The organism is Streptomyces sp. NPDC037054 (genome assembly GCF_055606745.1).
Window position 1 is genome coordinate 205,649 of the sequence record NZ_JBVJSJ010000004.1, and the last position, 12,787, is coordinate 218,435.

Sequence of the window (12,787 nt, forward strand, 5' to 3'; positions counted from 1 at the left end):
TTCGTCTACGCCGTGTGCGGCGCGCTCCCGCGGTACCACCCTCCTTGGCTCCCCGCGCGCGTGGTGTGCGGCGGTGAGCCCCCTCATTGGGGCGCGAAGCCGGTTCTACTCGCCCCGCTGGGCTTTCTTCCGGCGGCTCCGGGGTGATCTTCACGCCGCGCTCGCCCCCGGGCTCACACCGTCCCCGGGTCGCTCTGGGCTGCGTACGCCGCTACTCGTCCCCATCCACGCTTTTCGCTGCCCCCAGTGTACGGCGCCGCGCGGACAGTGGCCGACCGGTTTTCGAGCGCCCGAGGGGCGGGGTGTGTTTGGTCCTGTATGACACGAATGGCACGGTGTGTCCGTTCGAATCCCCGGACGTCCGGCTCGGCGGATTACCCGGCGGGGAGCTGGGCACAACGCATGCATGCTCGCCGCGTGCGATCCGCGAGGCGGGCGAATCGGGCGGTGTGCCCCGTTGCCGCGGGACTCAAGTCGATTTATCGTCCCAGCACGATTCGCGAGCAAGATCACAATATGTGAAGGGGCCGCGGCCATGGTGGCGAAGAAGAGCACACAGGGAGGCTCGGCGGCCGGGGCGGGCGGCGCGGCGACGCGGGTGAAGAAGGCCGCCGCGAAGAAGACGGCGACCGGGACGAAGAAGTCGGCGAGCGGGACGAGGAAGACGGCGAGCGGGGGGAAGGAGACGGCGACGGCGACGGCGACCGGCGAGAGGGCGGTGACCGAGAAGGCGGCGGCCGTGGAGAAAGCGGTCGCCAAGGAGGCGGCGGCGGAGAAGACCGGCGCCAAGAGGGCCGCGGCGAAGAAGGCCCCGGCCAAGAAGGCGACCGCGGCGCCGGGCGGGAAGACGGTGGCCAAGAAGGCCGCGGCGAAGAAGGCGGGCGCCAAGAAGGCGGTCGCGGGCGGGAGCAAGGCGGCTGCCGGGAAACCGGCCGCCGGGAAGAGCACGGCCAAGAAGGCGGGCGCGGCTGAGGCCGCGGAGCAGACGGGAGCCACGACGGTGGTTGCGAAGAAGACTCCTGGCACGGCCACGGCGGCGAAGACCGCCGTTCCCAAGGCACGGGCAGCCGCGGCGGAGCCCGGCGATCTCGCGGTGCGCCCCGGTGAGGACCCCTGGACACCGGAAGAGGTCGCGGAGGCCCGCGCGGGGCTGCAGTCGGAGCAGGAACGGCTGGAGACCGAGATCGCCGAGTCCGAGCGCTCCCTCGCCGGCCTGATGCGGGACTCCGGGGACGGCGCCGGCGACGACCAGGCGGACACCGGCACCAAGAACATCACGCGCGAGCACGAGCTGGCGCTGACCGCCAACGCGCGCGAGATGCTGACCCAGACCGAGCACGCCCTCGAGCGTCTGGACGCCGGTACGTACGGCCTGTGCGAGAACTGCGGCAACCCGATCGGCAAGGCCCGCATGCAGGCGTTCCCGCGGGCCACCCTGTGTGTGGAGTGCAAGCAGAAGCAGGAACGGCGGTACTGATCGGGACGGGGTCCGGGCGTGCCGTACCCTCGTGCTCAGTCAGGTACCTAGGTTGAGGGACTCACGTGGCAGAGGCGGAGCGCATCATCGGTACGCCGGACACCCCGGACTCGGCGCGGGCGCGGCAGGACCGGCCCGAGGAGAACGCGTCACCGGGCGAGCCGTCCGGCGAGGACTCCGCGCGGGCGGCGGAGGAGTCCGGGGGCGAGCGGCACCGGGGCAAGCGCCGGATCGCCGTGCTGTTCACGGTCGCCGCCGTCGCGTACGCCCTCGACCTGATCAGCAAGATGATCGTGGTCGCCAAGCTGGAGCACCACGAGCCCATCGAGATCATCGGGGACTGGCTGAAGTTCGAGGCCATCCGCAACGCGGGCGCGGCCTTCGGCTTCGGCGAGGCCTTCACCGTGATCTTCACGGTGATCGCGGCGGTCGTGATCGTGGTCATCGCCCGGCTGGCGCGCAAGCTGTACAGCACGCCGTGGGCGATCGCGCTCGGGCTGCTGCTCGGTGGCGCGCTGGGCAACCTCACCGACCGGATCTTCCGTTCGCCGGGCGTCTTCGAGGGCGCCGTGGTCGACTTCATCGCGCCCAAGCACTTCGCCGTGTTCAACCTCGCCGACTCGGCGATCGTGTGCGGCGGCATCCTGATCGTGCTGCTGTCGTTCCGGGGCCTGGACCCGGACGGCACGGTCCACAAGGACTGAACGCCCCCGTTTGTCCACAGGCCCGGTCGGGAGCACCGGGCGGGTCCGGCATACTCGACGGGTGAGCACGATTCCCGAGATCCGTACCCTGCCCGTGCCCGACGGCCTGGAGGGCGAGCGCGTCGACGCCGCCATCTCCCGCATGTTCGGCTTCTCCCGGACCAAGGCGGCCGAGCTCGCCGCCGCGGGGAAGGTCATGGTCGACGGATCGGTGGTCGGCAAGTCGGAGCGCGTGCACGGCGGCGCCTGGCTGGAGGTCGAGATGCCGCAGGCGCCCGCGCCGGTGCAGGTGGTCGCCGAGCCGGTCGAGGGCATGGAGATCGTGCACGACGACGACGACGTGGTCGTGATCGTCAAGCCGGTCGGCGTCGCCGCGCACCCGTCGCCGGGCTGGACCGGGCCGACCGTCATCGGCGGGCTCGCCGCCGCCGGTTACCGCATCTCGACGTCCGGCGCCTCCGAGCGCCAGGGCATCGTGCACCGCCTCGACGTCGGCACGTCGGGCCTGATGGTCGTCGCCAAGTCGGAGCGCGCGTACACGTCGCTGAAGCGCCAGTTCAAGGAGCGCACGGTCGACAAGCGGTACCACACGCTCGTGCAGGGCCACCCCGACCCGACGAGCGGCACGATCGACGCGCCCATCGGCCGCCACCCCCAGCACGACTACAAGTGGGCGGTCACCGCCGAGGGCAAGCCGTCCGTCACGCACTACGACCTGGTGGAGGCCTTCCGCGCCGCCTCCCTGCTCGACGTGAAGCTGGAGACCGGCCGCACCCACCAGATCCGCGTCCACATGGCGGCCCACCGCCACCCCTGCGTCGGCGACCTGACCTACGGCGCCGACCCCACGCTCGCCAAGCGGCTCGGCCTGACCCGCCAGTGGCTGCACGCCGTCCGGCTCGGCTTCGAGCACCCCGGCGACGGCGAGTGGGTGGAGTACGCCAGCGACTATCCCGAGGACCTGCGGAAGGCCCTGGACCAGGTCCGCGAGGAGACCTACGCGTGAGCGGGCCGTCGTACGCGGTGCGTGTCGCCGAGGCCCCGGCCGATCGTGAGGCGTGCTTCGCGGTGCGCAAGGAGGTCTTCGTCGGCGAGCAGGGCGTACCGGAGGACATCGAGTACGACGCGTACGACCCCGGCGCGGTGCACGTGCTGGCGGTCCGCGACGACGGTGTACCGCTCGGCACCGGCCGGCTGCTGTGCGGCGAGGCGGCCGCCGCGAAGAACGGCGGGGATCCCCGGGTGGGCTCCCTGGGACGGCTCGCCGTGACGAAGGACGCGCGTGGACGCGGCGTCGGGGCCGCCCTGGTGCGCGGCATCGAGGAGGCGGCGCGGGCGCGCGGGCTGACGGCCGTCGACCTGCACGCGCAGACGCAGGCGCTGGGCTTCTACGAGCGGCTCGGATACGCGGCGTACGGACCGGAGTTCCCGGACGCGGGCATGCCGCACCGGGCGATGCGGCGCTCGCTCTAGCGCGCCCCATCGCCCGGTCGACCGGGTCGGCCGGCCGGGCGACTGCGCCGAAGCCGCTGGTCGTGGGGTCGGCGTGGCAGGGTGGAGGGCGTCCGTGTGACGTCCCGACCCCGGAGCGCTGACCGTGGATCAGTTGGCCCTGCTGTTCGTGCTGTTGCTGGGGGCTCTGGTGAGCGTCCCGGTCGGGGAACGGCTGGGGCTGCCCTCGCCCGTGCTGATGACGGTCCTCGGGATCGGCCTCGCGCTGCCGGGCTTCGTGCCCAACGTCGACGTTCCGCCGGACCTGATCCTGCCGCTGGTGCTGCCGCCGCTGCTGTACGCGGCCGTGCGGCGCACCTCGTGGCGGCAGTTCACGATCAACAAGCGGCCGATCTTCCTGCTGGCGGTGGCGCTCGTCTTCGTCACCACCGTCGCCGTGGCCGCCGTGGCGGACGCGGTCGTGCCGGGGATTCCGCTCGCCGCGGCCGTGGCGCTGGGCGCGCTGGTCGCGCCGCCCGACCCGGTCGCCGCCACCGCCGTGGCCGCACGGCTCGGACTGCCGCGCCGCCTGGTCTCGATCCTGGAGGGCGAGGGCCTCTTCAACGACGTGACCGCCATCGTCCTGTACCACGTGGCGATCGCGGCGGCCGTCAGCGGGACCTTCTCGGCGTGGGACGCCGGGCTCGACCTGGTGCTGTCCGCCGTCGTCGCCGTCGCGCTGGGGCTCGCGCTGGGCTGGGGCGCGAACAAGCTGATGAACCTCCTCGGCGACGCGACCCTGCAGATCGGCCTGAGCCTCCTCGTGCCGTACGCCTCCTACGTCCTCGCCGAGGAACTGCACGGCTCCGGTGTGCTCGCCGTGCTCACCACCGCCCTGTTCCTCACCGAGTACGCCCACGACGCCGACGACGTCATGACACGGCTCGCCGGGCACACGTTCTGGGACGTCGTCGACACCCTCGTCACCGGGGTCGCCTTCGGGCTGATCGGCCTCGAACTGCACAACGCGGTGCGGACCGCGTCCGGGCGGTGGGGCGAACTCCTCGGCTGGGCGGGCGCCGTCGCCCTGGTCGTGGTCCTCGTACGGCTGCTGTGGCTGCTGCCGGCGACCTGGCTGGCGCGGCGGCTGCACGCCCGGCGCGACCACGACGAGGACATCCCGATGAGCTGGCGGGAGACCGTCGTCATCTGGTGGGCCGGGATGCGCGGCGTCGCCTCCGCCGCGCTGGCGCTCGCCATTCCGCTGCACACCGAGGACGGGACGGCGTTCCCCGCCCGGGACGAGATCGTGTTCGTCGCGTTCGGGGTCATCATGGCGACGCTGCTGTTCCAGGGGACGACGCTGCCGTGGCTCGTGAAGCGGCTGGGCGTACAGTCCGACACGGAACGGGAGAAGGAGTTCGAGAAGCAGCTCGCGGTGCGGGCGGCGAAGGCGGCGAAACGGCGGCTGAAGGAGATCGAGGAGGTCGAGGAGCTGTCGGAGGACATGAGCGAGCAGATGCTGCGGCGGGCCTTCGACATCGGGCTGCGGATCAGCCCGGACATCGGGGAGGAGGAGCGGCGGGAGGCCCATGAGCAGCGGGTGCGGCGCATCAAGCGGGTGCGGCGGATCCAGGGGGAGATGCTGAGCGCCGCGCGGCACGAGGTGCTCGCGGCGCGCAGTGAGCCGGGGGCGGATCCGGAGATCGTGGACCGGGTGCTGCGGCACCTGGACGTGCGCAGCCTCCGGTGACCTTCGCGGGGTCCGCCCGGAGGTCCGCCGGCTTCCGGGGCTCGCTCGGTAGGCTCCCCGCATGACTCGCAACGTCGTGATCAGTGGGGGCGGTACCGGGATCGGGCTCGCCGCGGCGCAGGTGTTCGCCGGGGACGGGGACCGGGTGCTGCTGCTCGGGCGCCGGGGCGAGGTGCTGGAGAAGGCCGCCGTGCCGGGGGCGTTGACCTGTGCGGCCGATCTCGCCGAGCCGGGTGCCGTGCGCGGGGTCGCCGACTTCGTGGCCCGGGAGCTCGGCGCCGTGGACGTGCTGATCCACAGCGCCGGCGGCAACGGGAACCTGGAGCCCGCCTTCGAGGGCGACGAGCCGCTCGACGCCGTCGCGCACGACTGGACGCTGAACTTCCGGCTGAACGTCCTGACCGCCGTGCTGCTCACCGAGGCGCTCAAGGACCGGCTCGCCGAGCCCGGCGGGCGGGTGCTGTTCCTCAGCTCGATCGCCGCCTTCCGGGGCTCGGGCAGCGGGGCGTACGCGGCGTCCAAGGCGGCGCTGCATCCGTACGCGCACGACCTGGCCCGGCAGTTGGGACCGCGCGGCATCACCGTGAACGTCGTCGCGCCCGGGTACGTCGAGGAGACCGACTTCTTCGGCGGGCCCGTCGAGGAGGCCCGGCGCGAGCGGCTCGTCGCCGAGACCTCGACCGGGCGCGCCGGGACGCCCGGGGACGTCGCGGCGACCCTGCACTGGCTCGCGTCGCACGGCGCGGCGCACATCACCTCGCAGATCGTGCAGGTCAACGGCGGCGCCGAGCGCGGCCACTGACCGCCGCGCCGGCGCGCGCCGTCAGTGCCGCGGCGTGCCGTGCGCGCGGCGCGTGACCTTGCCGTCGCCCGCCGCACGCCTGCCGTCCGCCGACGGCCGGCGTCCCTCGGGCACGGCGCCGCGGCCGTCCCGGGGCGGTGGCACCGCCGCGTCGGCGGTGTTGACGCGGGGCAGGGCGTACGGGTGCTGGTCGGCGAGCCAGCGCAGCATCTGCTCGCGGACCGTGACGCGCACCGTCCAGATGTCGTCCGCGTCCTTGGCGGTCACCAGCGCCCGCACCTGCATGGTGTTCGGCGTGGTGTCCGTGACGGACAGGTTGCAGGCGCGGCCGTCCCAGGCCGGGCACTCGCGCAGGATGTCGCGGAGCTTCTCGCGCATCAGGTCCGTCGGCGCCGCGTGGTCGAGGTGCCAGTAGACGATGCCGGTCATCTCCGCGCCGCCGCGCGACCAGTTCTCGAACGGCTTGGACGTGAAGTACGAGACGGGCATCGTGATCCGGCGCTCGTCCCAGGTGCGCACCGTCAGGAACGTCAGGGTGATCTCCTCGACCGTGCCCCACTCCCCGTCGACCACGACCGTGTCGCCGATGCGGACCATGTCGCCGAAGGCGATCTGCAGCCCGGCGAACATGTTGCTCAGCGTGGACTGGGCGGCGACACCGGCGACGATGCCGAGGATGCCCGCCGAGGCCAGCAGCGAGGCGCCCGCCGCGCGCATCGCGGGGAACGTCAGCAGCATCGCGGCGGCGGCGACCACGCCGACGATCGCGGACACCACCCGCACGATCAGCGTCACCTGGGTCCGCACCCGGCGGACCCGGGCGGCGTCATGGTGGTTGCGGGCGTAGCGCGAGTACGACGTCTCCACGACCGCCGCGGCCATGCGGATCACCAGCCAGGCCGCGGCGCCGATCAGGACCAGCGTGAGGACACGGCCGACGGCGACCTCGTGGCTCTCCAGCACCCGCGCCTCGTCGTAGGCGCCTCTGAGGAGGGCGACGCACAGCACGAGCTGGTACGGGATGCGGCCGCGGCGCAGCAGACCCCACATCGGGGTCTCCGGGTGCCGCTGGTCGATCTTGCACAGCAGACGGTCGGTGGCCCAGCCGATCACCAGGGTGAGCACGACCGAACCGCCGACCACGATCAAGGGGCGGAGCAGGTTCTCCATGCCATCGAACCTAACCGGCACCGGGGGGTCACGAACATGTGACTTCGGGAACGCCGTTGTCGGAGCCCCCTGGCACCATGGCCTCATGAACATCATGCTCTTTCACTCGACCTTCGGCCTCAGGCCCGCGGTGCGCGCGGCGGCCGACCGGCTGCGCGCCGCCGGACACGAGGTGTGGACGCCCGACCTCTTCGACGGACGTACCTTCGACACGGTCGAGGAGGGCATGGCCCACCAGGACGAGATCGGCAAGGACGAGCTGCTGAAGCGCGCCGTGCTGGCCGCCGCGCCCTATTCGGACCGGGGCCTGGTGTACGCCGGTTTCTCGCTCGGCGCGTCCATCGCGCAGACCCTGGCGCTCGGTGACGACAAGGCGCGCGGGCTGCTGCTCCTGCACGGCACGTCGGACATCGCGGCGAGCGCCTCGGTGGACGGGCTGCCGGTGCAGCTGCACGTGGCCGAGCCGGACGCGTTCGAGACGGACGACTGGCTGAGCGCCTGGTACCTGCGGATGGGCCGGGCCGGCGCCGACGTCGAGGTGTACAGATACGCCGGGGCCGGTCACCTCTACACCGACCCCGGCCTGCCGGACTACGACGAGGAGGCCGCCGAGGCCACCTGGCGGGTGGCGCTCGGCTTCCTCGACTCGCTCGCCTGACGTCAGCCAGCGGCCCGGTACGCGGCCCAGTTCTCCTGCATGCGCGTCACCTGACCCGCCGTGAACTGGTACATGCACGCGTCGTACGTGTAGTCCATGAAGTTGTGGATCGGGTCGACGCCCGGCTTGTTGGCGCAGGTGTCACGGCCCGTCGGGCACTGGTACGCGGCGCTCTTCTCGGCCGGGGTGTCGGTGACGTAGTCGCCGTTGCCGTTGCAGCCGCCCTGGAAGGTGTGGTACAGGCCCATCCAGTGGCCGACCTCATGGGTCGCGGTGTCGCCCTCGTCGTAGTTGGTGGCGGAACCGCCCGGCAGGGAGGCGTCCAGGACGACGACGCCGTCCATGGTCGGGTTGGACCGGTAGGAGCTCGGGAAGGTGGCCCAGCCGAGGAGGCCGCCGCCGATGTTGGCGGTGTAGAAGTTGAGCGCGTTCGCGCCGCCCTTGCGCAGGGCGGACTTCATCGCCTTCTCCTCCGGCGAGCCGTAGCCGACGTTGTACCAGGCGGCGTTGTTGGTGTAGTCGGTGCCGGCCAGCGTGAACTGGAAGCCCGAGTCGGTGTTGCCGGTGCCCTGGCCGGCGTAGGCCGAGTTCAGGACGTTCATCTGGGCGGTGATGTCGGCGGAGCTGAGCTTGCCGGTCTCGCCGTCGTGGATGACGTGGAAGTAGACCGGGATGGTCGTGCTGGCGGCGGCGCTCGTGCTGCGGCCGCTCTTGCGCAGCTTGTCGAGCTTGGCGCGCAGGTCGGCGTCCATCGCCTGGGCGCGGGCCTCGCTGATCTCGTTCGGCTCCTTGACGTGCTCGCCGGCGCCGGGGCGGGCCTCGCGGGCCGCGGAGTGGGTGTGGGCGTCCTCGACGCACTCGGCGGCGGCCGGGGTGTCGGCCGCGGCGATGCCGGTGGGCGCGGACAGGGGGGTGAGCATAAGGGTTCCGGCCACGACGGCCGTACCGAGAAGGCGTCTGCGCGACAGGGACGATATCCGGGCAAGCGCACGCATGCGGGCTCCTAGCGGATGCGGTGGGGAAAAGGGGCACAGGGATCTTCCTGGCCGCCGCCCGGAGATTACGTGGACATGCCTATGCGACAAGAGCAGTGATCAAGCCCAATCAAATAACCGGCAAACAAGGGCAATCGGGAAAGTGTCCCGCGCAGAAACGTCCCGTCGTCCGGAGTTTGAGATCCAGACGTAACGGGTTCGCTTACCAGGCGGGCAGTGTGTCCGGATTCGGCTCACGGCTCACACCACCCGCCGTAGTGACGTGATCTTTCCTTAACGGTTCACCCCTCGGTCGGGGTTGGCCGAAAATCGACCCTGTGGGGAGGCGTCGGCGGGAATTACACCGGGTCGTAGGCCCGCTCGACCTTCTGGGTGCCGCTGCGCGTGCGGTACGAGCGGGCCCAGGCCGAGGTCGCGTCGCGCTTCGTGCGGTCGGACAGGACGTAGTAGTCCATCTGCGCGCGTTCGGCCGTGAGGTCCAGGACGCCGTAGCCGTGGCGGTCGGTGTCGACCCAGTGGACGTGCCGGTTCGCGGCGCGAATCAGCGGGGCGGCGACCGCCGAGACCGTGCCCTCGGGGACCTTCACGATGTCGTCGAGGTTGTCGGAGGTGACCGAGGTGACGACGAACTCCGTGGCGGCGGACGCCGACAGCGGGTACGTGCCCGCGTTCACCGGCACGTCGTTCGCCCATGCCATGTGGATGTCGCCGGTCAGGAACACGGTGTTGCGGATCGCGTGGGACCGCAGGTGGTTCAGGATCTCGCGCCGGTCGTCCGTGTAGCCGTCCCACTGGTCGGTGTTGATCGCCAGGCCCTCCTTCGGCAGGCCCAGCAACTCCGCGAGCGGCTTCAGCAGTTCGGCCGAGAGCGAGCCGATCGCGAACGGCGCGATCATCACGGAGTTGCCGACCAGCCGCCAGGTGGTGTCGGACGCCGCCAGACCGGCCTTCAGCCAGTCGAGCTGGGCGCGTCCGGTGAGGCTGCGCTCCGGGTCGTCGACGCCGCCGTCGCCCGCCGAGACCTGCTGCGAGCGGAACGAGCGCAGGTCGAGCAGGGACAGGTCGGCGAGCCTGCCGAAGCGCAGCCGGCGGTAGGTGGTGCCCTCGATCGCCGGGCGGACCGGCATCCACTCGAAGTAGGCCTGCCGGGCGGCGGCCTGCCGCGCGGCCCAGGCGCCCTCCGCGCCCTCGGTGTGGTTCTCGGCGCCGCCCGACCAGGCGTCGTTGGCGAACTCGTGGTCGTCCCAGATCGCGACGACCGGGGCCGCGGCGTGCAGCGCCTGGAGGTCCGGGTCGGTCTTGTAATGGGCGTGCCGGGTGCGGTAGTCGGCGAGGGTGAGGATCTCGTGAGCGGGCTCGTGCGGGCGGACGACCGTGCCGCGCGTGCCGTACTCGCCGGTGCCGTACTCGTAGATGTAGTCGCCGAGGTGCAGCCAGGCGTCCAGGTCGCCGCGGGCGGCGAGGTGGCGGTACGCGGCGAAGTGGCCGGCCTCCCAGTTGGCGCAGGAGACCACGCCGAGACGGAGGTTCGCGACCGCGGCCCCGGCGGCGGGCGCCGTGCGGGTGCGGCCGACGGGGGAGTCGGTGCCGCCCGCGGAGAAGCGGAACCAGTAGTCGGTCGCCGGTTCCAGGCCGCGGATGTCGGCCTTGACGGTGTGGTCGGAGGCGGCGGTGGCGGTGAGGGAACCCTTGGCGACGACGTTCGTCAGCGCCCGGTCCCTGGCGACGATCCAGCTCACTTCGGTGGCCGGTCCGGTCCCCGAGCCGGGTATCGCCTCGGGCGTCGGCGTCACGCGCGTCCACAGCAGGACGCCGTCGGGCAGCGGGTCGCCGGAGGCCACGCCGTGCAGGAAGGCGGGGGCGTCGGTGGCGGCGCGGGCGGGGAGCGCGCCGGTGAGCGGTCCGGCCAGCACCGCGGTGGCCGCCGCGGCCTTGACGACCGTACGGCGGCGCGGGGAGCGGGAGTCGGGTGAGCCCGCGTTCTCTGTTGATCTGTATCGACTGGTCACGGCCGATCAGATTACTGAGCGGTAGGAACAAGAGCGGGCGAACTCGCAAAAGTTCGCCCGCTCTTCAGCGCGCGGTCAGCCCGCGCAGTCGGTCCGTGGGTCAGTCCCTGAAACCAGTCCGCGAAGCCGGCCGGTCTCAGGCCTTCAGCGCCGCGTCGATCGCCTTGTTGAACTCCTCGGGGGTCATGGGGGAGTTCTTGCCGTCCGAACCGGTGAGCTTCTTGCCGTCCATCAGCAGGGTCGGCGTGCCCTGGAAGCCGTACTTCTCGCCGTCGGCGTCGAACTTCTCGCCCATGGTCAGCGCCCACTTGTCGTAGGTGCCGTCCTTCACGTCCTTCTGGAACGCCTTGTTGCCCTTGAGCGCGTCGACGCTGTTCGCCACCTCGATGAGGTAGTCGTCGTCCTCGAACTTGTCGTCGGTCTCCTCGGGGTGGAACTTGGCCGAGTAGAGCGCCGTCTTGTAGTCGAGGAACGCCTCGGGGCTGACGTTCAGCGCGGCGCCCAGCGCGCTGAGGGCGTTCTTCGAGCCCACCCCCGGGACGTTGTTGTCGATGAACGTGGCGCCGACGAACTGCACCTTGTACTTGCCGTCCTCGAGGCCCTTGTGGACGGTCTCGCCGACGGACTGCTCGAAGGCGGCGCAGGCCGGACAGCGCGGGTCCTCGTACATGACGAGGGTCTTCTTGGCGTCGCTCTCACCGAGGACGACGGTCGTGCCGTCCTTGCCGGTGGTGTTGGCGGGCTTCACGAGCTTGTCGTTCTTCGCGGCGTCCCAGTGGTCGGGCTTGCTCGCCTGGACCGCCGCGTAGCCGATGCCGCCGGCGATCGCGAGGACGCCGACTATGGAGCAGGCGACGATGATCTGCCGCTTGACCTTCGCCTTCTTCGCGGCGCGCTCGCGCTCGGCGCGCAGACGCTCCCGGGCCGCCGTCTTCGCCGCCTTGCTGTTCCGCTTGCTCATGGGGGTCTTCTCCATGGGGACGCGCACACGTCGTGTGCGGGATACGAATGAGGGGGGACTGCTTGGTGCTCAGGGGGTGGTGCCGACGTGGAGGCGCTGGGCCTCAGACGAGGGCGGCCGGGCACGGAGGTCCACGCCGTCCCAGGGAGCGCGCGAGGAGCAGACCGCGGGCGGGCGCCGTGCGGCGCGCCGGGCGCGGGAAGGGGCGCGGCGCCGGGCCGGGCCGCGCGGTCACGGTGGCCACGGCGATCAGCAGCGGCCGGAACGTGGCCGCCGCGACCGCCCGCAGCAGCTGGGCCAGGGCCCGCTCGCCGCGGCGCAGCCAGGCGGCGGCGAGCAGGCCGACGCCGAGGTGCGCGCCGAGCAGGAGCCAGGCGGTGGCCGGCTCGGCCTGCGCGAGCAGCGTCGCGAGCCGGTCGGTGTCGGCGCCGGAGACCTGGGCCAGCGGCGCCCCGACCGCCGTGCCGTCGCCGCACAGCACGTCGAAGCCGACGGAGCGCAGCGGCCCCGCTATCGGGCCGCCCGCCCTGCCGTAGCAGACGTGCTGGCCGGTGGTGAGGAGGGTGTCGGCGGCGAGCTCCAGCGGGACCAGCAGGGCGGCGATCCGGCCGAAGGAGCGCTCGCGGCCCGCGAGGGCGTACGCGACGACGAAGACGCCGACCGCGACGGCGGCCACCGTGTTCAACGGCAGCGGGGCCCGCGACAGCAGCACGTGCGACGCGGTGCTGAGTGTCACGACGAGTGCCGTGAACAGCGCCGCGCGCAGGGCTCTGATCGGGGTCCCGGACATGTCCATAGCGAAAGAAGAGTCTGTCACGTGCTCCGGT

The 12,787-nt window shown here is 72.0% G+C and carries 12 protein-coding genes; 7 read left to right on the top strand and 5 right to left on the bottom strand.

The window, feature by feature from the left end; translation table 11 throughout:
• The first annotated feature begins 535 nt into the window (after positions 1-535).
• The 6 genes from ACZ7D7_RS11845 (at position 536) to ACZ7D7_RS11870 (ending at position 6,167) form a co-directional block, all read left to right on the top strand.
• Positions 536-1,477: a TraR/DksA family transcriptional regulator gene (locus ACZ7D7_RS11845; RefSeq protein WP_470823914.1), complete on the top strand. Its 942-nt coding sequence runs from the start codon at positions 536-538 to the stop codon at positions 1,475-1,477.
• 65 nt (positions 1,478-1,542) lie between these two features.
• Positions 1,543-2,181, top strand: a complete 639-nt coding sequence (lspA, locus tag ACZ7D7_RS11850; protein WP_470823915.1) for a signal peptidase II — start codon at positions 1,543-1,545, stop codon at positions 2,179-2,181.
• Positions 2,182-2,242: 61 nt separating this feature from the next.
• Positions 2,243-3,187, top strand: a complete 945-nt coding sequence (locus ACZ7D7_RS11855; RefSeq protein ID WP_470823916.1) for an RluA family pseudouridine synthase — start codon at positions 2,243-2,245, stop codon at positions 3,185-3,187.
• A complete protein-coding gene (locus ACZ7D7_RS11860; RefSeq protein WP_470823917.1) occupies positions 3,184-3,654 on the top strand; it encodes a GNAT family N-acetyltransferase in 471 nt (156 codons plus the stop codon). The genes ACZ7D7_RS11855 and ACZ7D7_RS11860 overlap by 4 nt, the downstream gene beginning before the upstream one ends.
• A 124-nt stretch (positions 3,655-3,778) precedes the next feature.
• A complete protein-coding gene (locus ACZ7D7_RS11865) occupies positions 3,779-5,365 on the top strand; it encodes a Na+/H+ antiporter (RefSeq protein WP_470823919.1) in 1,587 nt (528 codons plus the stop codon).
• Positions 5,366-5,426: 61 nt separating this feature from the next.
• Positions 5,427-6,167: an SDR family NAD(P)-dependent oxidoreductase gene (locus ACZ7D7_RS11870; RefSeq protein WP_470823921.1), complete on the top strand. Its 741-nt coding sequence runs from the start codon at positions 5,427-5,429 to the stop codon at positions 6,165-6,167.
• A gap of 21 nt (positions 6,168-6,188) precedes the next feature.
• Here the strand turns inward: ACZ7D7_RS11870 and ACZ7D7_RS11875 are convergent, their stop codons facing one another.
• Positions 6,189-7,337: a mechanosensitive ion channel family protein gene (locus tag ACZ7D7_RS11875; protein WP_470823922.1), complete on the bottom strand. Its 1,149-nt coding sequence runs from the start codon at positions 7,335-7,337 to the stop codon at positions 6,189-6,191.
• An 85-nt stretch (positions 7,338-7,422) separates the two neighbouring features.
• Between ACZ7D7_RS11875 and ACZ7D7_RS11880 the strand changes: the two genes are divergently transcribed.
• The gene (locus ACZ7D7_RS11880; RefSeq protein ID WP_470823923.1) at positions 7,423-7,995 is read left to right on the top strand and encodes a dienelactone hydrolase family protein; all 573 of its coding nucleotides are present in this window, start codon (positions 7,423-7,425) and stop codon (positions 7,993-7,995) included.
• A 2-nt stretch (positions 7,996-7,997) separates the two neighbouring features.
• On the opposite strand, the gene ACZ7D7_RS11885 is transcribed toward ACZ7D7_RS11880, so the two are convergent.
• The 4 genes from ACZ7D7_RS11885 to ACZ7D7_RS11900 form a co-directional block, all read right to left on the bottom strand.
• Entirely contained in the window at positions 7,998-8,990 is a 993-nt protein-coding gene (locus ACZ7D7_RS11885) for a zinc metalloprotease (protein WP_470823924.1), read from the bottom strand.
• Between the two features lie 338 nt (positions 8,991-9,328).
• Positions 9,329-10,999, bottom strand: a complete 1,671-nt coding sequence (locus tag ACZ7D7_RS11890) for an alkaline phosphatase D family protein (protein ID WP_470823925.1) — start codon at positions 10,997-10,999, stop codon at positions 9,329-9,331.
• Between the two features lie 136 nt (positions 11,000-11,135).
• Positions 11,136-11,960, bottom strand: coding sequence for a DsbA family protein (locus ACZ7D7_RS11895; protein WP_470823926.1), 825 nt, complete (start codon positions 11,958-11,960; stop codon positions 11,136-11,138).
• Positions 11,961-12,063: 103 nt separating this feature from the next.
• Positions 12,064-12,756, bottom strand: coding sequence for a hypothetical protein (locus ACZ7D7_RS11900; protein ID WP_470823927.1), 693 nt, complete (start codon positions 12,754-12,756; stop codon positions 12,064-12,066).
• Between the last annotated feature and the right edge of the window lie 31 nt (positions 12,757-12,787).